Genomic DNA, 25,042 nt, shown 5'->3' on the forward strand with positions numbered 1-25,042 from the left:
TCAACATTCTATTAGTAATATAGTACCAAATAATCCTTCTTATGCCTATCTTAATTTCACTGATAATTTAAAAAGCTTTTCCTGTGAAAGAAAAGCTTTTTAACAGTTATGATATTTTTAACAAAGCCTCTTTCCCAGTCATACCTACTTCCCATCCATACTCTTTAGACGCATTCGTGATTTTTTCTAATGGTGCGTGAAGTAATTGATCAATGGTTCTAACTCCCATTGCACGACCAGCTACCACATTCCGTTCTTGTAGTTTAGGTATTTCATTAAAAATATCAACGTCGAGCGCCGCGCACATGATATATCCTACATCATTACTAATTGTTAATAATGTTGTCTTTGGCAATTCGACACTCACAGCAGTGAATATAATTCCATCTACCTCGAGAGGTTCTATTGTAATCATTTTTACATTTGCCCCCTTTATAAAATTCACTATAAGTGTATGCAAGGGGCATAGAAAGCGTCACAATCTAAAAGGAATATTGCTGTATCAAAGTTTCTGCAAGGAGATCTCTTAAAAATTCTGGAACAAAATATTGCTTCGTAGTTGATTTTGCAACCTCAGGCAGTAATCTCCCAAATGTAAATGTATCCGCAGTAGCTATATAATAAGTTTTGTCGGGATCAATCCGTTTTCCATTTTGTTCATAAACTGCTTTTACATACTCACCACCATTTCGATGAAAATCTGTCATAACATCTAAACCAGAGAATATCATTTTCCCTAGAATTTCACCGCGAAATCCAAACCCTTTTAGCTTTAATTCTGTAAAATCTGTAGATAAAGATGCTCGTATTACCTCGATAAGTTCATCGCCTTTTAAATCAACTAGAACAGGATTAATCGGGTGTGGACAAATACGATGGATGTCACCATACGTAACTGGGCCGGCAGGAAGGCTCTCTAACAATACTCCTGCATTTAACATGGCAAAATCAGCATTTGTCCATTTTCTTAATGTTGTTGTCAGACTTTGAATGATTGGTGTATTAGCAAACCAATTTACCTCAATCGGTTTATTTGCTTTGATAACAACATTATCTAGATATTCCCTTGATTGATCAAATAGCGTTTGAATATATTGTTCGGTTTGTAAATCCGGAAGCGTATGAGTGAGATCTACCGCATAACCATTACGCTTCGTAATATGATTTGCTTCATGATCCCATTCCACAGTGACCTCCCCTACATAATAACAATGCTTGCCAGCTGCTGTAATTAATGTATGATTAACCAGCTCACCCGTTTCAAGTAAATGATGCGTATGTCCGCCCATTATGATATCGACAGAAGGATATCTTCTAGCAATTTCTTGGTCAACACTGATTCCTAAGTGAGACAACAATACTATAATGTCTGTTTGTTTTTCTAATTCATGTATATATTGATCTAACACGTCAAATTCATTATCAATATGCCAATCCAAAAGCTCATAAAACGCATTAAATGGAGCAGTAAGGCCTAAAAAGCCGACTTTAATGCCACTAGCTGATTCTTTTATTTCAGTGCGTTTTAACCAAGCTGGTAATGGACCATCCAAGCTTTCCAGATTAGAACAAACCACCGAAAAATTAGCATGATCATATAGATGATATAATTCATCATGCGATAAAGTGATCCCTTCATTGTTTCCTAGTGTTACGACATCGTAATTTAATTGATTAAGTAAGTCTATATTTGCTTTCCCTCGGCTTGCTTCCGTTATAGGATGAGAGCGATCCACATGATCTCCTATATCCACCGTCCAATAAGTATCACTATTTGCTTTATGTATTTCCTGTTTATGAAGTAAATAACTTGCTACTTTCGGCCATTGTAAAAAATGACTATGTAGATCATTTGTAAAGTAAAACGTTAACTGTTCTTTTGACATTTACATTCTCCTAACCAATGCCTTGCATGATCATTCGTATACCAACTAAAATCAGCATAACTTTTAATAGTAATTCCAGTACATTATTTGATAAAAGATGATTTACCTTAGCTCCAAGTTTACCACCTATCCAAGCTCCAGGTATAAAGAAAAGCACATACTCCCAAACAACATTTCCTAAATATATATGTGTGATGGAGCCCATGAAACTGACAAATATAATCATGAACATGGAAGTTGCTGCGGCTAGATGTGCTGGGAATCCAAATAATAACATCATTACCGGCACCATTATTGCTCCTCCACCTATCCCAAATAAACCTGACAACATTCCTACAAATAAAGCAATGCTAATTGCAGATATGAAAGATAATTTATATATGTAAACTTCTCCTTTTAATTCGAAACTTCTTGCCCCCGGTTCAAGAATGTCTACATTACGTCTAAGTTTAGAAGCTTTTTTTCTTAGGCTCATGATAAATGATATAACGATGATTAAAAGACCAAAATAAAGATAAAACCCATCCATATTTACATATTGATTTAACCATGCACCGATCATACTACCAGGAATACTACCAGCTAAAAAGATACTGCCTGCATAAAAATCAACTTGCTTTTGCTTTGCATAAGAAAGCACCGATGAGATCCCAGTAAAAACCATTACGACCAGAGACATCGCGACTACTGATTGTGGGCTGACCCATTCAAAACCAATAACGTATTGGCTGGAGAGTAATAGTAATGGGATAAGAATAATTCCACCACCTAGCCCTACTAGTGAACCAATAAAAGCAGCTAGAACAGCAATTATAAAACAAATTAATGCTACAACCATTCTATCAACTCCTTCATTTTTCTTTATCATATCATAGGTATACTTATTTAATGTAATAGAGCGAATTAAAATAGTAAAAAACTATTATTAATATAAACATACTAAGAATAGTGGTTAAGATCATCCACGGATGATTTTGCCCACTATTCTTAGTATGTTGGAGGTGTTCTAGTTATCTAGTTACATGAATGGTTATGCTTTATCACTATCTCAAGATACTATTCATTTATATTAATTAAATTGGCAGCATTTAGATACCCTGCTCCTTGAACATTAGGGGATTGTCCTAAATCTTGGCATGCTTCCATTAATTTTTCCTTTACTTGATTAGGAGTTAAGCTTGAATCACTTTGAAGTAATTGAGCAACTATACCTGCGCAAATTGGAGTCGCCATGGAAGTACCAGATAAAGAGATATAATTGCTTCCAACACGAGCTGATTTATTTGTTTTATCAATGAAAGAACCTGGTGCTCTTAAGGATACGATATCAACGCCTGGCGTTAATAAATTTGGTTTTGTTAAACCATCAATGGTAGGTCCCCTACTAGAAAATTCAGCCACTGAATCGTCAGAACGTTCAGCGGTATTATTATCATCTGCAGCACCAACAGTTATTACTTTAGGACTTATTCCAGGACTGCCTACTGTCTTATCTCCAGGACCAGAATTACCAGCAGCAACACATACAACCATACCATTATCCCAAGCCGTTTCTACAGCATTAACAACAGGATCACCTTCAGCAGGCTCTGTAGCGTCTGAACCAAGTGATAGGGATAGTATATTTATATTATATTTAGACTGATTTTGAATACACCAATCAATACCTTCTATAACCGTAGATAATGACCCTGAACCAGTTTTATTTAACACTTTTACACCGACTAAATTTGCGTCTGGCGCTGGCCCCTGATATTGCCCATCCGACAATGCACCATTACCAGCAGCATCTCCAGCACAGTGTGTACCATGTCCATTATCATCATAAGGTTCTGTTTGCCCTTTTACGAAATCAGCAAACCCAATAATACGACCTTCTAAATCCTCATGCGGATGTATTCCTGTATCGATAACCGCAATAGTAGACCCTTGTCCTGTCAGCCCACTCTCCTTTAATACATCAGCATTTATTGATGAAGAAGCAGTATCTAGTAATGAAAAAACCTTTCTATCATAATAGATTTTCTCAATTAGGCTGCAATTTTCAATTAATTGCTCAATTTTTTCTGCAGAAAATTTAGCTGAGCAACAGGAAATAGAATGAAATTCACGAAGCGATTTACATTTTGTATTTTTCACTTCATGTAATCCATTAGCAAAATTGTCTGATTTGAATTTAATAACAACAGGTAATTTTTTTGTTTTCTTTTTAATTCGTTCTATCGGACTTTGTAAAAAACAAGGAATATAACGAAACGGTTTATAGAAATTCACCATTTCTTGTCTGATCCCTTTGTCCATCTTCTTACCATTACGACGAACCAAATTAATCATTGAAAAATTTAACATATAATTTCTCCCTCTCATTGATTTACGATAATGTACGCAAATTTTGTAAAAAGAGAGTAGTGAAATAGTATAAAAAATAGAAAAAGAGGTAGAAATCTATTGTCCAATTTTATTTTCTTTGAAATATATTTTTTCAGAAAATCGTTATCGAAGGGATACAGTAGCTGACTAATATAGAAGAATTTATATGAACATCACAACTGATTGCGTTCATTATTTGTTTACAGCTGATGAAGAACAGAAATAGATTTATAGACAGTTGACTTAAGATGGTGATGCTTTAAAATGAATATACATAAAATATAAAGGTGGTTACAATAAAAATGTTACTTTGGATAACTATTTTATTTATTCTAATTGGATTTTGTGTACTTATTTCGATGAAGAAGCCTATGGAAAATAAATTAGCCTTTATAAAATCAAATACAGAAGACCCAAATGTTACAAAAGATACTTATTCTATTGTCTGGTGGGTCGTAGGAGCGACTTCTTGGGGAATAGTAAGTATTATTCTAATCACATTAACATTTCAAGAGTTTTTTGGATAATCACCGTTTATCTTTTCATTACACTATTACCAAAAAAATAAATTAAATTCTAGGTAGACCTATTTACTACTTTTTACGATATCTCATGTTTATTTGGTATAGAGAGTTGCTCTATTCAATGCTATTTTGTTTTATAGAGCGTCAAGCAAGATTACAGAAAACTGGTAATTAATGACCAATACACTTATAACAGGAATTATAACATTAAAGATTATCGAACATTATTATTATCCAGCCAAATCAAAGAAGACGAACTAGAAAAGTTCGTCTTCTCCTTTTAGAGGAAATCTGAATCTGTATAACATCTACACGATTCTAGATCCTCTTATTTAATTCTTTCTGATCCCCATAGAAAAGGATGACTTATTAAACTTAACCAATAGAACCTTCCATTTCGAACTTGATTAAACGGTTCATTTCTACCGCATATTCCATTGGAAGTTCTTTTGTAAATGGCTCGATGAAGCCCATTACAATCATTTCTGTTGCTTCTTCTTCTGATAAACCACGGCTCATTAGATAGAAGAGCTGTTCTTCCGATACTTTAGATACTTTTGCTTCGTGCTCTAAAGAAATGTTGTCATTTAAGATTTCGTTATATGGAATAGTGTCTGAAGTAGACTCATTATCCATAATAAGCGTATCACACTCAATATTTGCACGAGCGCCGTCCGCTTTACGTCCAAAGTGTACTAAACCACGATAAGATACTTTACCGCCTTGTTTAGAGATTGATTTGGAAACGATCGTAGATGATGTGTTTGGCGCTAAGTGATGCATTTTCGCACCAGCATCTTGTAATTGTCCTTTACCAGCAAGTGCGATAGAAAGTGTATTTCCTCGTGCACCTTCACCTTTTAGTAAGATTGCTGGATATTTCATTGTTAATTTAGAACCAATGTTACCATCAATCCATTCCATTGTTGCATTTGCATCACAAGTTGCACGCTTCGTAACTAGGTTATAAACATTGTTTGCCCAGTTTTGAATTGTTGTGTAACGGCAATATGCATCTTTTTTAACAATAATCTCAACTACCGCACTGTGTAGAGAGTTTGTTGTATACACTGGAGCTGTACAACCTTCTACATAGTGTACAGAAGCTCCTTCATCAACAATTATTAGTGTACGCTCAAACTGTCCCATATTTTCAGAGTTAATACGGAAGTATGCTTGAAGTGGAGTTGTTGCTTCTACTCCTTTTGGCACATAGATGAAAGATCCACCGGACCATACTGCAGAATTCAATGCTGAGAATTTATTATCAGAGTAAGGAATTACTTTACCAAAATACTCTTTAAATAATTCTTCATTTTCTTTTAATGCAGTGTCTGTATCTTTAAAGATGATACCTAGATCTTGAAGGTCTTCTTTCAAGCTGTGGTATACAACTTCAGATTCATACTGAGCAGATACACCAGCAAGATACTTCTGTTCTGCTTCTGGAATTCCTAATTTATCAAAAGTTTGCTTGATTTCCTCAGGTACTTCATCCCACGTTCTACCTTGTTTTTCGGATGGTTTTACATAATAGACGATTTCGTCAAAATCTAAACCAGAAAGGTCTCCACCCCATTGTGGCATTGGACGGTTATAGAAATGCTCAAGAGATTTCAAGCGATACTCTAACATCCACTCCGGTTCTTCCTTCATTTTTGAAATTTCTTCTACTACTCGTGGCGTTAATCCTTTTTCCGTACGAAAAATAGATACGTCTTTATCATGAAATCCATATTTATACTCATCGATTTCTGGCATATTTTTAGCCATATAGATAACCTCCTCCTAGCAGAAAAAACATCTCTGCTTTATTGATCATGTACGCCTTTTTCCATTGCCTTCCAGGCTAAGGTCGCACACTTTATTCTTGCAGGGAATTTAGAAACACCTTGTAATGCTTCAATATCTCCCATTTCTTCAGTATCTACATCATTTCCCAGCATCATATCGGAAAATGTTTGTGACATTTCTAATGCTTCCTCTATCTTCTTCCCTTTAATCGCTTGTGTCATCATAGAAGCCGATGACATACTGATTGAACAACCTTCTCCTTCATACTTCGCGTCTTGAACAATTCCATCTTCAACATGTAACTGAAGTTGAATTCGGTCACCACAAGTCGGGTTATTCATATCTACTGTAACAGAGTCTCCTTCAAGACTACCACGATTTCTAGGATTCTTATAATGATCCATTATTACTTGTCGGTAAAGTGTATCGAGGTTATTCAAAGACATTCCCAAAATACTCCTTTGTTTTTAACAGTCCTTCTACCAATCGATCTACATCTTCTTTTGAATTATAAAGGTAGAAACTTGCTCTAGCCGTCGCTGAAACATTCAACCACTTCATTAATGGTTGAGCACAATGATGGCCAGCACGTACTGCGATTCCTTCTGCATCTAGTACAGTAGCAGTATCGTGTGGATGTACATCATCTAGATTAAATGTTACTAGCCCAGCCCTTTGTTCAGGTCCATATATGGAAATTCCATCAATTGTACGCATTTGCTTTAAAGCGTGTGCTGCCAATTCATTTTCATGATTGACAATTTCTTGATATCCTATATTTTCTAGGAAATCAATTGCAGCACCGAGTCCAATTGCTCCAGCAATTATTGGTGTCCCGCCTTCGAATTTCCAAGGAAGTTCTTTCCATGTAGAGTCATAAAGATTTACAAAATCAATCATTTCTCCGCCAAATTCAATAGGCTCCATGTTTTCTAATAAATGCTGCTTTCCATATAATACTCCGATTCCAGTAGGACCACACATTTTATGACCAGAGAATGCATAAAAGTCACAATCTAGATCTTCAACATCCACTTTCATATGAGGTGCACCTTGCGCACCATCGACTACCATAATTGCATCATGTTGATGCGCAATAGCAGCAATTTCTTTAATAGGATTAATTGAACCTAGCACATTAGAAACATGTGCCATGGCAACAATTTTTGTCTGATCTGTAATCGTCTTCTTCGCATCTTCAATTGTAATAGTACCATCCTCTTGAAGAGGTAAGTACACCAACGATGCTCCTGTTGCTTTAGCAACTTGTTGCCAAGGAATTAGATTACTATGGTGCTCCATTTGGGTGATAACTATTTCATCACCAGGACCAACATTCATTCTAGCATAGCTTGATGCTACGATATTAATGGAAGTAGTAGTCCCTCTTGTAAAAATAATCTCTTTTGTACTGTTCGCATTAATAAATGATCGAACCTTTTCTCTTGATCCCTCATATTGATCTGTTGCTCTTGTACCAAGAGTATGAACACCACGGTGTACATTGGAATTATTCTCTCTGTAGTACGCATTTACCGCTTCAATAACCGAAAGCGGTTTTTGAGATGTTGCAGAGGAATCCAAGTATACAAGTGGATGTCCATTTACTTCTTGATTTAAAATCGGAAATTGTTGTTTAATGGCATTTACATCCATTAATAAACTTTCCTTTCAATTACTTGCGTTAATTGTTTACGAACAGATTCAATCGGGATCTGTGATACTACTGGTGCAAGGAAACCATGAATAACAAGACGCTCTGCTTCTTCTTGTTTAAGTCCACGACTCATCAAATAGAACATTTGAATTGGATCCACACGGCCTACAGAAGCTGCATGCCCAGCAGTTACATCATCTTCATCTATAAGAAGAATTGGATTTGCATCTCCGCGTGCTTTTTCACTTAACATAAGGACTCTAGATTCTTGTTCTGAATTAGACTTCGTACCACCATGTTCAATTTTACCAATTGCATTAAAGATAGTGGAAGCTGCACCTTTCATTACTCCGCGCTGAAGGATATAAGCATCTGTTTGTTTACCATATTGGCGGATACTTGATGTGAAGTTTTGCGTTTGTTTTCCACGTCCTACAGAAACTGCTTTTGCTTCAGAAGTTGCGTTATCTCCTAATAGATACGTAATGTTTTCTGAAACGGTATTACCATCATTCATTTGACCAAGTGCCCAATTTATTTGAGCGTCACGATGTCCAACTCCGCGACGATTTACATACGTAGTAGTACCTGCAGCAAAATTATCTACAGCTCCATATGCAACCTGTGCATTATCATGTGCAAATACTTCAGTAATAATATTTGCAACAGAAGCTTGCTCGTCATTGTGAGATAAATAGTTCTCTACATAAGTTACAGAGCTACCTTCTTCAGCAACTACTAACACATGATTAAATAAAGCATTGTCTGCATCTTCTTGCCAAAAGACCGCCTGTAACGGCTCTTCAATTTGTACATTTTTTGGAACGTATACGAAAATACCACCATTTACTAATGCTGCATGTAGTGCGGTTAATTTATTTTGATCAACTGCAACAGCATCTTTCATATAATACTTTTCTACAAGATCACTATAATCACGCATTGCAGTAAAGATATCTGTAAAAATAACACCTTTTGATGCTAAGTCATCTTGTAATGTACTATAAGCAACAGATTGATTTCGTTGAATAAGCAAGTTATTAGGCTTGTTTTCGTTATCGAAATAATCTTTTAGTTCTTCCGGTAATTCAGATAGAGAAGAAATTGTTTTTTCTTCTTTATATTCATGTTTGAACTCTGTAAAGTTCCAATTTGTGATTTTTGTTTTATCCGGCTTTGGCATATCTAATGAGTCAACCATACCTAAAGCGCTTGAACGTAATTTCGTCATCCATTCTGGCTCATTACGATCTTCTGAAAATTGGTTTATATAATCTTGATTGAATGGAAGTTTTGTTTCTACAGTCATGCTATCCCTCCTTACATTACGCATTTTGTTCAATGGTTTCGTCTTCAATACCTAATTCTTCTTTAATCCACTCATAACCTTCTGCCTCAAGACGTTTTGCAAGCTCTGGTCCACCAGATTTCACGACACGACCTTGCATCATTACGTGCACAAAATCAGGAGTAATATAGTTAAGCAGACGTTGATAGTGAGTAATAATTAGGCAACCAAATTCGTCTGAACGCATTTTGTTAATTCCTTTTGAAACTACTTTCAATGCGTCGATATCTAATCCAGAGTCAATTTCATCAAGAATTGCAATCTCTGGTTTCAATTGCATTAATTGCAGGATTTCATTACGCTTCTTCTCCCCACCTGAGAAACCTTCGTTTAAGTAACGTGTAGCCATACTTTGATCGATATCAAGGTAATCTAAATCTTTATCTAATTCTTTAATAAATTTCATAAGTGGGATTTCATCGCCCTCTTCACGTTTTGCATTGATCGCTGAACGTAAGAAGTCAGAAGTTGTAACACCACTAATTTCACTTGGGTACTGCATAGCCAAGAACATTCCAGCACGAGCACGCTCGTCAACTTCCATTTCTAATACATCTTCACCGTCAAGAGTGATGCTTCCTTCCGTTATTTCATATTTTGGGTGACCCATAATTGCTGATGCTAATGTTGATTTACCAGTACCATTCGGCCCCATAATTGCGTGGAACTCTCCACCTTTTATTGTAAGGTTTACCCCTTTTAAGATCTCTTTATCCTCTATGCTAACATGAAGATTCTTGATTTCTAAAACTGATCCTGACATAAAACATACCTCCAAGTACTTTATTTTCATCAAATGAATTTATATCCATTCTCAATTTATTCTCATTATAATCTTAAAGCATTTCAAATTAATTATCAACTCTTTTAAGCTATACTGTAACTAGCCATTACGGGTTATTTCTAACTCGTTTGCTAGCTATTAATAAAGAAGAAAAGATAAAAATTTTACTGAATCATTAAGAAGGACATATAGTTGTATTTTAACATATTATCAAATGTAACTGTAATAAGGACAATGGCGTTAGAAATAGATTAGCCTTAGTAGATTTAAATTCCTTAACTTATTATAATTATAAAAAAGGCTGATGTCGTAACGACATCAGCCTTTTTTTGATCTATTTCGGTATTTGTGAATTTATTTCAGATGCCACTGATTTGGCTTCATGATATTCCTTGTCTCTCAGTTTTTCAACATGAATTTGTTTTTCTAAACTTCTTCCATATTCCTCATAATTCAATCCTCTAGATTGTCCAAGACCTTTTTCCATTTCCGAAGTAAAGGTTAAATCCATTCCACTGGTAATAATAAATCATCCTTTCTTATTCGTTAACAATAAAAATGTTAACACAGTGACTATTCCCGAACAAAATGGATTTAAACCTTGATTTCTCATTAAATCTTCATTTTTTTAAGAATAAAGTACTTTAACTGAGTTTTCTATTCAATTCTTACATTTTACTCTTTAATACTTAGTTTGTTGGAGTTGGAACCACCGCTCCATCGTAGTTCTCCGTGATAAACGTTTGAATTTCCTCTGACTGTAGCACTTCAACTAATGCTTTTAAGGCTTCATTATCCTTATCTTCCGATCTAACTGCAATTACATTAACATAATCTGATTCCTCATCTTCAACAACCAATGCATCTTGCGTTGGATTTAATCCAGTATCAATAGCATAGTTCGTATTAATAACAACTAATGCATCTTCTTCACTGTGATACAATTCAGGTAAGAAACCTGGTTCTGTCTCAGGCGAGAATTGAAGGTTCTTCGGATTTTCAACAATATCATCTATCGTTGCTGCAGATTTTTCCACACTTTCATCTAATTTAATTAAACCTTCTTTTTCAAATAAAGAAAGGACACGACCATGTTCAGCAACAGAGTTACTTAAAATAACTTCAGTACCTTCTGAAATTTCTTCAACACTAGTTATATTTTGGGAATACACACCCATTGGTTCCACATGTATACCACCAATGGATTCAATTTCATAGCCAGTATCAGCAATTGTTTGTTCTAGAAAAGGGATATGTTGAAAATAGTTTGCATCAATACGTTCATCAGCCAAATCATCATTAGGTAAAATATAATCTTGGTACTCTTCGATGTTTAATGTAATACCTTGTTCTTCTAATAATGGTTTCGCTTCTTCTAAAACTTCTGCATGCGGTACACTGGACGCGCCAACAGTTATTTCTGTTGTTTCGTTAGAAGACCCATCCCCTGATGAACCTTCATCACTTGTTCCACAAGCTGCTAATAATCCCACAAATGAAATAGCTAACAAAAATAATAATTTCTTCATCTCTGTATTCTCTCCTTATTAAACATATTATTTATTTCATCAAGTAGTAAAATCAATTGCATAATTAGTTATTTGGTATAAAACTTGAATATTACATTTATATCCTTACTTTTTAATGTTTTCAATTATGAAATTGACTCAAAAGTAACTTGAGTATTTTTTAACGCTTATCGAGTTTCCTTGTAATAGAGTCCCCGATGAATTGGAATATAAATACGATAAGAACGATAATAATTGTGCACCATAACACAACATCAAAGTCTCGACGCTGGAATCCGAAATAATAAGCATAGTTTCCTAATCCACCTGCTCCGATTGCTCCTGCCATAGCGGTGTATCCTATCAAAGCAATTGTGGTAACAGTTAATCCAGACACAAGTGCCGGTTTTGATTCAGGTAATAAAACTTTGAAAATAATCGTTCTCGTTTTCGCTCCCATTGCTTTTGCGGCTTCCACTACACCTTTATCCACTTCATTTAGTGCAATTTCTACTAGTCGTGCATAGAAAGGAGCAGATCCAATTATTAGCGCAGGTAAAGCAGCATTAGGACCACGAATTGTTCCCATCAGAAAATCGGTAAACGGAAATAGCAATAAAATTAATATAATAAACGGTATGGCTCTGAAGATGTTTACAAAGGCTGCAACAATACTATTCACGGTACGGTTTTCCCAAATATTACCTTTCGATGTAAGGAATAATAGTAACCCAAGTAAAATCCCAAAAATAGCTGTCCCTACCATTGAAATCATTGTCATATAAAACGTCTCATATGTTGCTTCAATTAAATCCTCTATTTTAATCCCTTCAAACAAACTACTTAGCATGTTGAATTACCTCCAATTCAACAGACTCTTGACTTTCAATAAAGCTTTTAGCTCGCTCAATTTCGCTTTCATTACCTGTTACTTGAACTACTAATGCTCCATAGCTGCCTGCTTGTGTCTGTGTAATATTTCCCTGGATAATATTTAAATCTACAGAGAATTGTTTAGCTATTTGACTGATTAGGGTTTGATTTGTTGTTTCACCCAAGAAATGAACCCGATATAAAACTCCATCTGGATAATTTTCTATAATTGTTGATATATCACTATCCTCATTAGAACTCATAACTTGTTCAACAAACTTTCTAGTTACTAATTGCTTCGGATTTGTAAATACATCAAGGACTTGTCCTTCTTCCACTACTTTTCCTTGCTCCATAACAGCTACACGATTACAAATTTTACGGATAACATGCATTTCATGCGTAATTAAGATTATCGTTAAATTTAATTTTTCATTAATGTCTTGCAGTAAAGATAAAATTTGATTCGTCGTTTCTGGATCCAGAGCAGAGGTAGCTTCGTCACACAATAATACTTTAGGTGAATTTGCTAGGGCTCTAGCAATACCAACACGTTGTTTTTGTCCACCACTCAGTTGGGAAGGATAAGATTTCTCTCTCCCCTCAAGTCCAACTAAACCAATCAACTCTTTTACTCTCCGTGCTTTTTCTTGCTTATCAACACCAGCAATTTCTAGTGGAAACCCAATGTTGTCCTCAACAGTGCGTGACCATAATAAATTAAAGTGCTGAAAAATCATACCTATATCTTGTCGTGCAACTCGAAGATCATTTTTATTTAACTCTGTTATAACCTGATCTCCAATTGTTACTTTTCCAGATGTAGGTTCCTCTAGTCGATTTATCAAACGTACAAACGTACTTTTTCCGGCTCCGCTATACCCGATCACGCCATAAATATCGCCATTTTCAATATTGAGGGTCAATGAGTCTACAGCTTTGATGTCTTTTTTATTTAATGAAAATACTTTACTTAACCCTTCGATGGATATCAATCTTTATTCCTCCTCTTACTCTCCAGCAACCATTTCGTATAGTTTCCCCATAATTCGTCAAAATAAAAACGCCTTTCTGTAAGAGAACAGAAAGACGTACGTATTTATCGTATATCGTCTGACGTTCTCTCATCTTTCATTTTCTGCAGGAATTGGCACCTTTCATTTAATTATGAAGGTTGCCGCGGTTTCAAAGGGCCAGTCCCTCCACCGCTCTAGATAAGAGATATCATATTGTTAATGGTTATTTTTTATTAATTCAGTGTACCTATCTTAGCATGCGCCTATAGGACTGTCAATTAATTTTTTTACGTCACATTTGAGAATAATTCTGGTTGATATTGTATTAAATAATCATAGATATTCGCAGTTGAATAAAATGTATATATCCTTTCGACAATTTCACCATTTTCAACAAATAATAAGCACGGTACACTTTCAATTTGGTTGTCGTGCATATATTCAGGGTGAACAGCTGCGTTCATTTCGTAGAAAATGTCTTGTCGGTGAAGCCGCTCTATATTCTCCAACATCGCTCTTGCAACCGAACATGTTCCACAGAATGGTGTGTAAATATAAATCACACCTCGTTCCATTTGTTTATTCCATTCCTTCATACATATCACCTTATCAATCTTTTCTTTAAAGTAAATAAGTCGGATTAACCGTAAACCGCGCTCCAATTAATGCATTTGCTAAAACCTTCATAGGTGTAGCTGCAACTTCTCGATACTCACTGCTCACATAAATATGCTCTGCATGAGGTAACTCTCTAGCTAATTGTTTTCTTAATTTCATACCAGAAGGATCCTCGTCTACTAAGATATAGACATCCTTCTCATCTAATTCATACGTTTCTAGTAGTTCATCGAGTTTTTCAACGCCTAAAGTTCCATTTGTACAGACGATTATAACCTTATCATCAATAATTTTTTCAATTTGCCGCTTATCTGACAAACCTTCTACAATAATTACTTTATTAGATTCATTTATCATCATCGCATAGCACTCCTTATGCAAGCAAGAAACATGCTTATTAATCACGATTTGATTTGTATTATAAGGATGACTTCCATTTGAAAGAGCCATCAATACTAGTATTTACATAGGCTCTACAATGAATGTGGTGGTGCTTCTTGTCCTGTCAATGTTTTAAAGATGTAAAAAATGCACCGTTCTCTCTCTTTTGATACCCTAAAGTTGCGACACAAAAGGCAAAGGAGAGAGAACGAATGCAAAACCATTTTATCATAGAAATGTTAGGGATAAAAGATACTAATGTGAAGGTGTGGGATATATCTCAGGGTTCGGATGCTTTGATTGTTGAACTTTATACCGAAAAACGTCAGCAGAAATGTCCGTTCTGTCGATGTAAAACGAAACGGGTTCATAGTTATCGAATTCAACCGATTCAAGGTCCCGTATTACCTAACCAACAGGTAAAACTTTTCCTTCGGAAACGCAGATATTTGTGTAAGGATTGTGGTAAGACCTTTTACGAACGACTTCAAATGATTGATCGCTATCAACGTTGTACCACCTCTCTGCAAGCAGAAGCTTTGATGTATACATCTTCCAGCTCATTTAAAACAGCTGCGAGATGGACTGGGCTGACGGACACTCGCCTTTTGCGACTGTTTGATCGTCGAAACATAAAGACAAACCGAGTACTGCCGAGAGCGATAGCCATAGATGAATTTAAAGGGGACGCCGGAGGAGAACGGTTTCAAACGGTCATTGTCGATGTGGAAAATAAACATATTATTGATATTTTAGAAGATCGAAAAGTGGATACCATTAAAAAGTATCTGCGATCCCGCGATACAGGTCAGGTGGAAATTGTCGTTATGGATATGTCGAAGTGGTTCAAGAAAGCAGTCTGTGATGTGCTTAATCATCCTCTTATTATCGCCGATCGTTTCCATTTCATGCGTCAAGTATATTGGGCTTTGGATGAAGTGAGACGGCAGGTGCAGGCAGATGTCGATAAACCCATCCGTCTTCAAATGAAGAGAAGTAAGAAGTTATTGTGGAAGTCGCATTTTAATCTGGACGAAGATCAAGAAGAAAAAGTTGAAAAGCTTCTAGAGATTGATACCCGTTTAAGAGAGGCCTACCAATTGAAGGTCATGATGGAGAAATGGTTTAAGGAAAGTGATCATCAAACGGCAAGTAAAAACCTAGATCATTGTTTAGCATCCTTAAAGAGGTCAGGGATTGAAGCCTTTCATCGTCTAAGAAAAACTTTTATAAATTGGAGACAAGAGATTTTACAAGCCTTTGTATATCCTTATAACAACGGATATATCGAAGGTGTGAACAACACGATTAAAGTAATAAAACGCAATTCTTATGGAATCAAAGGCTTCGAGAGATTAAAGAAGAAAATCCTGTGGCAACAAGAAATGAAAAAGGTGATGGGTTGATTCAACCCACCACCACATTTGACATAGAACCTTTACATATAATCATTATATGATAAAACAAAGGCTGACTATACACAATTAACGTGTAAAAGTCAGCCTAAAAATTAGTCTTGTATAAATGCCTCGTAATTCTCTGCGGATAATAGCTCTTCAAGTTCCTTTTCATCAGATGGTTCAATCACTATCATCCAAGCTTTTTCATATGGAGATTCATTAACATACTCTGGGCTATCTTCCAAGTCATCGTTGATTTCGACTACTTTTCCACTTACGGGTGCATAGAGCTCAGATACTGTCTTTACAGATTCTACACTACCAAAAGGATCATCGACTTTTAATTCTTCACCAATTTCAGGAAGTTCAACAAACACAATGTCTCCTAATTCATCTTGAGCAAAGTCTGTAATCCCAATGCGTAATTTTCCATCTTCTTGTTTTACCCATTCATGCTCCTTAGAATACAATAAATCTTGTGGCAAACTCATAAAAAATCCCTCCAAATTATCATTGCAATTTAACTATACAATTTATACTATCATTTTTCTAGTTAAAATTTACTTCCAGACCTTCTCAAAAGAATCTTCTTTAAAACCAACAGTTATATTTTCCCCATCCGTAACGATTGGGCGTTTAATTAACATACCATCTGAACTTAATAGATCTGCTATTTCCTTCTCAGATAATTGATTGACTTTGTCTTTAATATTAAGTTCTCGATACTTTTTTCCACTTGTATTAAAGAATTTTTTTGCAGGAAGCTCACTGATGTTTATCCAATTTTGAATCTGATCTGAAGACGGAGTCTCATTCACAATATGTATTGCGTCATAGTCTATTTGATGATCATCAAACCATTTTTTTGCTTTTTTACATGTCCCACAATTCGGATACCAATAAAATTTTAAAGCCATCATATTCCTCCTACATGATTTCTTATCGTGGACATTTTACCACATTTGACTCCGTTGTACATCTTGTAAGTGAATCAGTTCCATAATAAGATACTTCGCTAATTTGATTTCCATCGCAGACCCTAGGCCCGGCTTCAGCTAAATTAAAAAACAAGTTGCTGTTGAATTAGCTAATATCGGTACGACAAATCGGGCTAAACATACCATAAACAGCTTTTAATCCACTAAAAAATTTGTATATTATAAAAACACAACAAATAGCCTAGAATGAATTCTGCTCATATATGTTACACTAGTACTATAATAGACCGGCTTCACATGAGGGTGCTAGGTACACACATTTCCTTTAAAGGTATTTCCTTTGAAGGGGGGTGGTGCCTATGGATATGGAAGGCGTATTGACGCTTATGATTTCTTTTGGAACACTGATTGCGTTTATTATGTCCGAAATCAACCAAAAAAAATAACCCCTCATGTGCTTTAGCCCGGCGCTGAGGGATTATTGCCTTCGGTGTGCCTTCCCCACTTTGGGGTTGGTCTATTGAAAGTCATCTCATGTTTTTGCATGAGATGACTTTTTCATTATCGTATTACTCTCTAACTATAATATACCATATTTTAATTATTATGATAAGTGAAAATCAAATTACAACTTTACTGATCTTCTTTTGTTGGACCCATAACACCAGGGACAGATAAGCCAGCTTGTCTTAAAAGTACAGTCATTTGACCACGATGATGTGTTTGATGATCAATCATCTTTCTTAGTATTGCACCACGAGGGATAGGTGTTCCAAAACTATCCACTTTTTCGTTTAATGATTCATCAGTAAGTTGTTGTTCTACTTGCTCTTTAACAATTTGAGCCATGTCATTATACGCTTCTGCTATATCTTGCGCTTTCGTAGGAACTCGATCTGGATCATGTGACAGATCAATATCTAGGCCAGCTAGTTTCCCAAAAAAAGCTGGACTGTTTACCAAGTGCCAACCTAACCAACCAAGTGTGCTGTGACCTTCTACGATTGCTTGATCAAGCTTATCATCGGTTAAATTATTGATTACATTGGCTGTGCCATCTGCAGAATCATTCCATTCACTCAAAAAATCAGTTACTGTGCGATACATATAAAAATTCCCTCCCGTTCATCTTCATAACTGTATGCTACCACATTTAGTATTTTAATATCCAATCATCTACTTTAAGTGACATCCCGCCCCCGACATCGTACAATAGTGACATACATAGATACAGGAGGAAGAAAATACAGAATGAGAACAATACAGAAACAATGTGCTGCGCTTGCCAATAGTAATATATTTTTAAATATTATTATTGTACTTATTATATTAAATGCAATTTTGGTCGGGTTAGAGACCTATCCATTTTTTGCCCAATTTTCTACTTTTATTATTTGGGCAGATTGGACTTTGCTAACGATTTTCACTATCGAAATTATTATACGTTTAATTGGAAGTCATTCTTTGAAAAGTTTCTTCATTGAACCGTGGAATGTATTTGATTTTATTATTGTTTTAAGCAGCATCATTCTAGCTGGTTCAAGTTACGTTATGGTACTACGAATATTACGGGTTCTACGCGTACTGCGAGCGATATCAATTATTCCTTCTTTACGAAAAATGGTCAATGCCTTGCTATTAACAATACCTTCAATGGGTACGATTATGCTTTTACTGGGGTTATTTTTCTATGTATATGGAGTTATTGGAACCATGTTATTTCAATCTGTTTCTCCAGAGTATTTTGGTTCGCTTCATCGTACGTTATTAACCCTCTTCCAAGTGATTACATTAGAATCATGGGCAAGTGGAGTAATGTATCCCATCCTCGAGAAAGATCCAACGTCATGGTGGTATTTTGTTACCTTTATTTTAATCGGGGCATTTGTCATTATTAATTTATTTGTAGGTGTTGTTGTGAATAATGTAGAAGAAGCAAGTCGTGAAGAGTCTCCTTCACCAACTAATCTTAAATTAGAAAAAATGGAACAAGATATGGAAGAGATTAAAAAATTACTAAAACAACAGCATAAAGATTAATTATGTAAGAGGTTAGGACATTACAAACAGTTTTAGTCAAAAGACGGATAAAAGCTAGAATAAGCGTAAGAAATAAACGGAGATATCTTGAAAATCATAAATCGATTTTCTGCATGCGATGTGATGCTGTCGGGGTCTTCCTTGTCCTGTGGTAGGGATGGCCTAATTGAGCCCCCGATGCATGAGCAACCTGGGGCTCATCAGCCACTGCTGGATAAGCGCAGTATCTTCTAAACATGTGTTCATAGAACAATCATTTAGTTTTATCTTTTGCGTGAATACTTTTGTCGTCCCAACCTCTTTAACTTTGAATTAAATTACATATTTCTCTTCTTCAATAATTAGAGCTGCTATTTCACGTTTTTTCTTTACAACATTAACTGGTGTATGACGCGTTAATTTACGTAATGATGAAAGCATCATTCGTAGTGTATCGCCATCCTCTACCGTTACAAGAATATCTTTCGCTTCTGCTTCAATACGATTAAATGCTTCTTGTGCATAAACTTCTGTATATAATAACTTTTGTTTCGATTTTTCTTCCCCAACTTTAGATATTGCCTTTTCTGTACGTAAAATGGCAGATTCCATATTAAAAACTTCTGCAACCATATTAGCAAGATTAACAAGGATTTCTTGTTCATTTTCTAATTTTTGGCCGTATTTTTGCGCTGCCAATCCAGCTCCAAGTAAAACCATTTTCTTCGCATTTTTTAGTAAATATTTCTCTTGTTCTAGTGCTTCTGTTCCTACTTCTTCAGGCATCATCATCATTAATTCTTCTTGAAGGCCTTGTGCTTTTTGTAATAATGGCAACTCACCTTTTATCGCTTTCTTTATTAGTGTGCCAGGGACTAACAGACGGTTAATTTCATTTGTACCTTCAAATATACGGTTAATACGAGAATCACGATACGCACGTTCTACTTCATATTCTTGCATAAATCCATAACCGCCATGCATTTGTACAGCTTCATCAACCACATAATCTAATAGTTCAGTAGCCATATATTTTGTCATAGAGCATTCAATTTGATATTCAGCAATGGAACGAGCAACTTCTCTCCCGTCTTTTAATTGTTCATCTGTCAATGCTCCCATACGTTGTTCAAATAATCCAACTGTACGATAAACTGAACTTTCGTTTGCATAAATACCTGCTGCCATTGTAGCAAGTTTCTCTTTTGTTAGATTAAAGCTTGAAATAGGAGTGTTAAATTGTTTTCTTTCATTTGTATACTTTGCAGCTAATTCAATGGCGCGCTTGGATCCGCCAACGCCACCTACCGCAAGTTTATAACGACCAACATTTAAGATATTAAATGCGATAACATGACCTCTTCCTTTTTCTCCTAATAAGTTTTCTATCGGAACTTCAGCGTCTTCCAATACTAGCGTACGAGTAGAGGAACTCTTAATTCCCATTTTCTTTTCTTCTGGTCCAGTAGATACGCCTGGAAATTCTCTTTCTACAATAAATGCTGTAAAATGTTCTCCGTCAATTTTTGCATAAACTATGAATACATCAGCAAATGCAGAGTTTGTAATCCATTGTTTTTCACCATTAAGAATATAATGTGTACCTGCGTCATTTAATTTTGCAGTTGTTTTTGCTCCTAATGCGTCTGAACCAGAGCTAGGTTCCGTTAATGCATATGCTGCCAACAGCTCTCCTGTTGCAAGTTTCGGTAAATAATTTTCTTTTTGTTCATCATTACCGAAAAACACAATAGGCAAAGAACCTATTCCAACATGTGCCCCGTGTGTTACAGAGAACCCACCTGCACGAGAAAACTTCTCTGTAATTAAAGAAGAACTGATTTTATCTAAAGCCAGACCACCATATTGTTCAGGTACATCTGCTCCAAGTAATCCTAGATCGCCTGCTTTTTTCAATAAATCAACAGAATGCTCAAACTCATGGTTCTCCAGATTATCAATTTTCGGGACAACTTCTCCTAATACAAAATCTTCTGTAGTTTTCGCTATCATCTTGTGCTCATCTGTAAAATCTTCTGGAGTAATAATGTCTTCTCCTGTTATATCCTCTACTAAAAATGCTCCACCTTTAAATATTTTTTCTTTTGTTTCACTCATGTTTTTCTCCCTCTCCATAATTGGATTTTAAATTAAAGTAATTCAAATACCCCAGCAGCACCCATACCACCGCCAATACACATCGTAACAACACCAAACTGTTCATTTCTTCGTTTCATTTCATGCATTAATGATAATGTAAGCTTCGTTCCTGTACAGCCCAAAGGATGACCCAAGGCAATTGCTCCACCATTTACATTCACTTTATCCATATTTAAATCTAAAGCTTGAATTACACGTAAAGATTGGGAAGCAAAAGCTTCGTTTAATTCAAACAACCCAATATCAGATAATTCTAGTCCAGCTATTTTCAAGGCTTTTGGAATGGCTTCCACTGGTCCTACTCCCATAATTTCAGGTTCTACACCAGCAACTGCAAAAGATCGAAACTTCAATAGTGGAGTTAGACCCTCCGCTTCTGCTTTTCCTCTTTCCATTAATAGTACTGAAGCAGCTCCATCACTCATTTGTGAAGCATTCCCTGCAGTTACAGATCCCTTCACATGAAAAGCAGGTCGTAATTTACTTAAAATTTCAGAAGTTGTTCCTGCACGTACCCCTTCATCCTGATCAAAAATGAAACTTTTCTCTTCTACTTTATTATTCTGACCAACAAGTCGTTGACTTACTTCAACAGGAACAATTTCATCGTCAAACTTGCCTTCTTCCAGTGCTTTGGCTGCTCGTTGATGACTTTGTACTGCAAAAGCATCTTGATCCTCTCTCGAAATGTTAAATCGATTTGCTACTTCTTCTGCTGTGTGCCCCATACCCATGTAATAACCTGGAGCACTTTCTACAAGTTTAGGATTCGGCTTAAGTACATGCCCTCCCATAGGCAACATACTCATTGACTCTGCTCCACCAGCAATAATCGCATCACTTGCACCAACCATAATTCTTTCAGCACCGTAAGCAATACTTTGTAACCCTGAAGAGCAATAGCGATTTATTGTAATTCCGGGAACATCATTTTTCAGTCCTGCAAGTCCCGCCACATTTCTTGCCATGTTCATTCCTTGTTCTGCTTCCGGAGTTGCACATCCGATAATGACATCATCTATATTCCCATCGTAATTTCCAGCGCGCTTTAATGTTTCTTTTATTGTTAATGCAGCTAAATCATCTGGACGAACATTTGCTAGTGAACCTTTATTTGCTTTTCCTACTGGTGTTCTCGCACCAGCAACAATAACTGCTTCCTTCACGTTTTTATCCCCCTTTATCGCTTAGTTACGCAATGGTTTCCCTTTGACCAACATGTGTTGCATACGCTGTTGTGTCAATGGTTCAGCTATTAAACTTAAAAATGCCTCACGTTCTAAATCAAGCATTACTTGCTCATCGATTTCCGTACCTTCTTTAATTCTTCCCCCTGATAATACATAAGCCAATTTTTCTGCAATTTTCACATCATGTGCAGAAGCATATCCACTAAATTGCAATGACTTTGCTCCCATTAACATGGCAGCGTAACCAGCATCACCGACAACCGGAATTTTCTCACGTTGAGGTTTCTTATATCCTCCATCATATAAACGGATAACTCTTTGTTTCGCATCATATAAAACATGGTCTGGGTTAGCACTTATTCTATCGTTACTATTTAAGAACCCATTTTGAATGCCTTCTGCAGCAGAAGTAGAAACTTTAGCCGTTGCTACTTTTTCAAAAACATTATTTGCAACCTTAGTTAAATCAAAGTCTATTCCTTTAGGCATATGACGAAGTTCTTTTAAGTAAAGTTCTTTCGTTCCACCACCTCCAGGAATTAATCCGACTCCAAATTCTACTAGTCCGATATAGGTCTCTGGAGAAGCTTGGATAGCTGCTGCAGGTAAAGATACTTCTGCACCACCGCCAAGCGTCATATTAAAAGGTGCTACAACTACAGGACGATCGGAATACTTAATATTCATCGTCATATTTTGGAACTGACGGATTACCATATCTAGTTCAAAGAAATTATCATCCTGTGCTTCCATTAACATCATCGCTAGGTTAGCTCCAACACAGAAGTTCTTACCTTGATTCCCTATTACAAGACCTTTATAATTCTTATTCACTTCTTCAACCGCAAAATTAACCATTTGAATAATGTCTAATCCGATCGCATTACTTTGAGAGTGGAACTCTAAAAGTGCAACACCATCACCCATATCAATTAAACTAGCACCAGTATTTTTTTTAATGACACCTTTTTGTTCTTTTAATGTGCGAATGTTAACTTCTTTATTATTAATGGCCTGTTGTTTATACTCGCCATTATCATAGTAAAGATTATTTCCATTATCCTTTTGATAAAAAGTTTCAAAGCCTTCATCCAACATATTCTTCACCCAAGTTGGAATAGCTTCTCCTTCTGATTTCATCCGTTCTACAGAATCTCGAACTCCAATCGCATCCCACGATTCAAATGGACCTAATTCCCAGCCAAAACCCCATTTCATTGCTTGGTCAATCGATACAATATCATCAGCGATTTCTCCGAGTAACTCTGCAGAATATAACAAGCTTGGTTTTAGTACTGACCAAACTAAGTCACCAGCACGATCTCCCTTCGCATCTACAAGCGCTTTCAATTTTCGTTTAGAACCTTTTTGTTGCTTTGCCATTTCAACCGCAGCAGAATTTATTTTCTTTCTTTCTTGAAATTCCAATGTATCTGGATTAATCTCATAAATTTTTCCGTCTTTTTGCTTCTCATAAAATCCTTTACGTTTCTTTGCTCCAATCCAACCTTTTTCAATCATTTGATTCACAAAATCTGGTATCTCAAATACAGCTTTTTCCTCTGCATGATCTACCTGATCGTAGACATTTTTCGCAACATGGTGAAATGTATCAAGTCCTACAACATCCAACGTCCGAAATGTCGCACTCTTCGGCCTTCCAATAATTGGCCCTGTAACAGAATCGACTTCACCTACGCTATAACCACCCTTTTGCATTTCACGCACAGTTACTAATAACCCGTATGTTCCAATACGATTAGCAATAAAATTAGGTGTATCTTTTGCTTCCACAACACCTTTTCCTAACACATCTTCACCAAATTGTTTCATAAAGGATAGAACACTAGGATCAGTATGTTTTGTCGGTATAACTTCCAATAATTTTAAATATCTTGGCGGATTAAAGAAATGTGTCCCCAGGAAGTGTTTTTTCATATCTTCAGAACAATCTTCAATCATCGCTTCCACTGAGATTCCTGATGTATTGGAACTAACAATCGTACCCTCTTTTCGATATTTATCGACGTTTGCAAACACTTTTTTCTTTATATCAAGATTCTCAACTACTACTTCGATTATCCAGTCCACTTCAGCTAACTTCTCAATATCATCTTCTAAGTTACCAACATGAATTAGATTTAAACTCTGCTTCGTTGTAATTGGTGAGGGCTTTTGCTTCAATAATTTCTTTTTACTTTGTTCTGCAATCCTATTTCTTACTATTTGATCTTCTAAAGTTAATCCCTTCGTCTTTTCTTCATCTGTTAAATCCTTTGGCACAACATCTAGCATTGTTACTGGTATTCCGTTATTTGCTAAATGAGCTGCAATACCTGACCCCATCACACCAGATCCTAATACTGCTGCACTTTTTATAGAATATGTCACAAATTTCTCCCCCAATCCTATTTGAATGAATGCTCATTCATTTTTGTGTAAAAAAATAAAAGACATACAAATATCCTTCTATATAAATAACTATAAATCAATATCTGATATTTCGCAATAAATTTAATTAATTTATTGTAAGGGTTTTCTTCAAAAATTACACTAATTCGTAACGATTCCTATTT

24 protein-coding genes and 1 riboswitch are annotated in these 25,042 nt (G+C 35.8%); of the genes, 3 read left to right on the forward strand and 21 right to left on the reverse strand.

Annotation, left to right across the window (positions count from 1 at the left end; genetic code table 11):
- Positions 1-106: 106 nt before the first annotated feature.
- From OB_RS12195 to OB_RS12210, 4 genes are all read right to left on the reverse strand, one after another.
- Positions 107-415 (reverse strand): YunC family protein, encoded by a 309-nt coding sequence (locus tag OB_RS12195; protein WP_011066763.1) that lies wholly within the window; start codon positions 413-415, stop codon positions 107-109.
- A gap of 67 nt (positions 416-482) precedes the next feature.
- Positions 483-1,886 (reverse strand): bifunctional metallophosphatase/5'-nucleotidase, encoded by a 1,404-nt coding sequence (locus OB_RS12200; protein WP_011066764.1) that lies wholly within the window; start codon positions 1,884-1,886, stop codon positions 483-485.
- Positions 1,887-1,896: 10 nt separating this feature from the next.
- Complete coding sequence (locus OB_RS12205; RefSeq protein WP_041544261.1) at positions 1,897-2,724, reverse strand: sulfite exporter TauE/SafE family protein; 828 nt, start codon at positions 2,722-2,724, stop codon at positions 1,897-1,899.
- Between the two features lie 218 nt (positions 2,725-2,942).
- Entirely contained in the window at positions 2,943-4,235 is a 1,293-nt protein-coding gene (locus OB_RS12210) for a S8 family peptidase (RefSeq protein WP_011066766.1), read from the reverse strand.
- Between the two features lie 323 nt (positions 4,236-4,558).
- Here OB_RS12210 and OB_RS12215 point away from each other — a divergent pair, with 323 nt between their 5' ends.
- A complete protein-coding gene (locus OB_RS12215; protein ID WP_011066767.1) occupies positions 4,559-4,783 on the forward strand; it encodes a hypothetical protein in 225 nt (74 codons plus the stop codon).
- A 372-nt stretch (positions 4,784-5,155) separates the two neighbouring features.
- Here the strand turns inward: OB_RS12215 and sufB are convergent, their stop codons facing one another.
- The 11 genes from sufB to OB_RS12265 all read right to left on the reverse strand — a co-directional run bounded on the left by sufB (position 5,156) and on the right by OB_RS12265 (position 14,738).
- Positions 5,156-6,553 (reverse strand): Fe-S cluster assembly protein SufB, encoded by a 1,398-nt coding sequence (gene sufB / locus OB_RS12220; protein WP_011066768.1) that lies wholly within the window; start codon positions 6,551-6,553, stop codon positions 5,156-5,158.
- A 38-nt stretch (positions 6,554-6,591) separates the two neighbouring features.
- Positions 6,592-7,020: a Fe-S cluster assembly sulfur transfer protein SufU gene (gene sufU / locus OB_RS12225; protein WP_011066769.1), complete on the reverse strand. Its 429-nt coding sequence runs from the start codon at positions 7,018-7,020 to the stop codon at positions 6,592-6,594.
- Entirely contained in the window at positions 7,007-8,230 is a 1,224-nt protein-coding gene (locus OB_RS12230; protein WP_011066770.1) for a cysteine desulfurase, read from the reverse strand. Before OB_RS12230 ends, sufU begins: the two co-directional genes overlap by 14 nt.
- The gene (gene sufD, locus OB_RS12235; RefSeq protein WP_011066771.1) at positions 8,230-9,540 is read right to left on the reverse strand and encodes a Fe-S cluster assembly protein SufD; all 1,311 of its coding nucleotides are present in this window, start codon (positions 9,538-9,540) and stop codon (positions 8,230-8,232) included. Before sufD ends, OB_RS12230 begins: the two co-directional genes overlap by 1 nt.
- A 16-nt stretch (positions 9,541-9,556) precedes the next feature.
- Complete coding sequence (gene sufC / locus OB_RS12240; protein WP_011066772.1) at positions 9,557-10,342, reverse strand: Fe-S cluster assembly ATPase SufC; 786 nt, start codon at positions 10,340-10,342, stop codon at positions 9,557-9,559.
- Between the two features lie 355 nt (positions 10,343-10,697).
- The gene (locus tag OB_RS18500; RefSeq protein WP_011066773.1) at positions 10,698-10,874 is read right to left on the reverse strand and encodes a hypothetical protein; all 177 of its coding nucleotides are present in this window, start codon (positions 10,872-10,874) and stop codon (positions 10,698-10,700) included.
- A 178-nt stretch (positions 10,875-11,052) separates the two neighbouring features.
- A complete protein-coding gene (locus tag OB_RS12245) occupies positions 11,053-11,892 on the reverse strand; it encodes a MetQ/NlpA family ABC transporter substrate-binding protein (RefSeq protein ID WP_011066774.1) in 840 nt (279 codons plus the stop codon).
- A gap of 160 nt (positions 11,893-12,052) precedes the next feature.
- Positions 12,053-12,721, reverse strand: coding sequence for a methionine ABC transporter permease (locus OB_RS12250; RefSeq protein WP_011066775.1), 669 nt, complete (start codon positions 12,719-12,721; stop codon positions 12,053-12,055).
- The gene (locus OB_RS12255; protein ID WP_011066776.1) at positions 12,711-13,739 is read right to left on the reverse strand and encodes a methionine ABC transporter ATP-binding protein; all 1,029 of its coding nucleotides are present in this window, start codon (positions 13,737-13,739) and stop codon (positions 12,711-12,713) included. The genes OB_RS12250 and OB_RS12255 overlap by 11 nt, the downstream gene beginning before the upstream one ends.
- A 126-nt stretch (positions 13,740-13,865) precedes the next feature.
- Positions 13,866-13,965: riboswitch (SAM riboswitch) on the reverse strand.
- A gap of 82 nt (positions 13,966-14,047) precedes the next feature.
- Positions 14,048-14,356 (reverse strand): thioredoxin family protein, encoded by a 309-nt coding sequence (locus OB_RS12260; RefSeq protein ID WP_041544264.1) that lies wholly within the window; start codon positions 14,354-14,356, stop codon positions 14,048-14,050.
- A 25-nt stretch (positions 14,357-14,381) separates the two neighbouring features.
- Positions 14,382-14,738 (reverse strand): toprim domain-containing protein, encoded by a 357-nt coding sequence (locus OB_RS12265; protein WP_050750220.1) that lies wholly within the window; start codon positions 14,736-14,738, stop codon positions 14,382-14,384.
- Positions 14,739-14,971: 233 nt separating this feature from the next.
- On the opposite strand from OB_RS12265, the gene OB_RS12270 reads away from it, so the two are divergent.
- A complete protein-coding gene (locus OB_RS12270) occupies positions 14,972-16,165 on the forward strand; it encodes an ISL3 family transposase (protein WP_011065822.1) in 1,194 nt (397 codons plus the stop codon).
- A 104-nt stretch (positions 16,166-16,269) separates the two neighbouring features.
- Here the strand turns inward: OB_RS12270 and gcvH are convergent, their stop codons facing one another.
- The 3 genes from gcvH to OB_RS12285 form a co-directional block, all read right to left on the reverse strand.
- Positions 16,270-16,650, reverse strand: a complete 381-nt coding sequence (gene gcvH, locus OB_RS12275; RefSeq protein WP_011066779.1) for a glycine cleavage system protein GcvH — start codon at positions 16,648-16,650, stop codon at positions 16,270-16,272.
- Between the two features lie 69 nt (positions 16,651-16,719).
- Entirely contained in the window at positions 16,720-17,076 is a 357-nt protein-coding gene (locus OB_RS12280; protein ID WP_011066780.1) for an arsenate reductase family protein, read from the reverse strand.
- 654 nt (positions 17,077-17,730) lie between these two features.
- Positions 17,731-18,204, reverse strand: a complete 474-nt coding sequence (locus OB_RS12285) for a DinB family protein (protein WP_011066781.1) — start codon at positions 18,202-18,204, stop codon at positions 17,731-17,733.
- Positions 18,205-18,348: 144 nt separating this feature from the next.
- Here OB_RS12285 and OB_RS12290 point away from each other — a divergent pair, with 144 nt between their 5' ends.
- Positions 18,349-19,137 (forward strand): ion transporter, encoded by a 789-nt coding sequence (locus OB_RS12290; RefSeq protein ID WP_011066782.1) that lies wholly within the window; start codon positions 18,349-18,351, stop codon positions 19,135-19,137.
- Positions 19,138-19,449: 312 nt separating this feature from the next.
- Here the strand turns inward: OB_RS12290 and OB_RS12295 are convergent, their stop codons facing one another.
- The 3 genes from OB_RS12295 to OB_RS12305 are packed head-to-tail and all read right to left on the reverse strand — an operon-like array spanning position 19,450 to position 24,857.
- A complete protein-coding gene (locus OB_RS12295; protein ID WP_011066783.1) occupies positions 19,450-21,234 on the reverse strand; it encodes an acyl-CoA dehydrogenase family protein in 1,785 nt (594 codons plus the stop codon).
- 32 nt (positions 21,235-21,266) lie between these two features.
- Positions 21,267-22,442 (reverse strand): acetyl-CoA C-acetyltransferase, encoded by a 1,176-nt coding sequence (locus OB_RS12300; RefSeq protein WP_011066784.1) that lies wholly within the window; start codon positions 22,440-22,442, stop codon positions 21,267-21,269.
- Positions 22,443-22,463: 21 nt separating this feature from the next.
- Positions 22,464-24,857 carry a 3-hydroxyacyl-CoA dehydrogenase/enoyl-CoA hydratase family protein gene (locus OB_RS12305; RefSeq protein ID WP_011066785.1) on the reverse strand — a complete coding sequence of 798 codons (2,394 nt, stop codon included), beginning with the start codon at positions 24,855-24,857 and terminating at the stop codon, positions 22,464-22,466.
- Positions 24,858-25,042: the final 185 nt, after the last annotated feature.

Source organism: Oceanobacillus iheyensis HTE831 (assembly GCF_000011245.1).
Taxonomy (GTDB): Bacteria; Bacillota; Bacilli; order Bacillales; family Amphibacillaceae; genus Oceanobacillus; species Oceanobacillus iheyensis.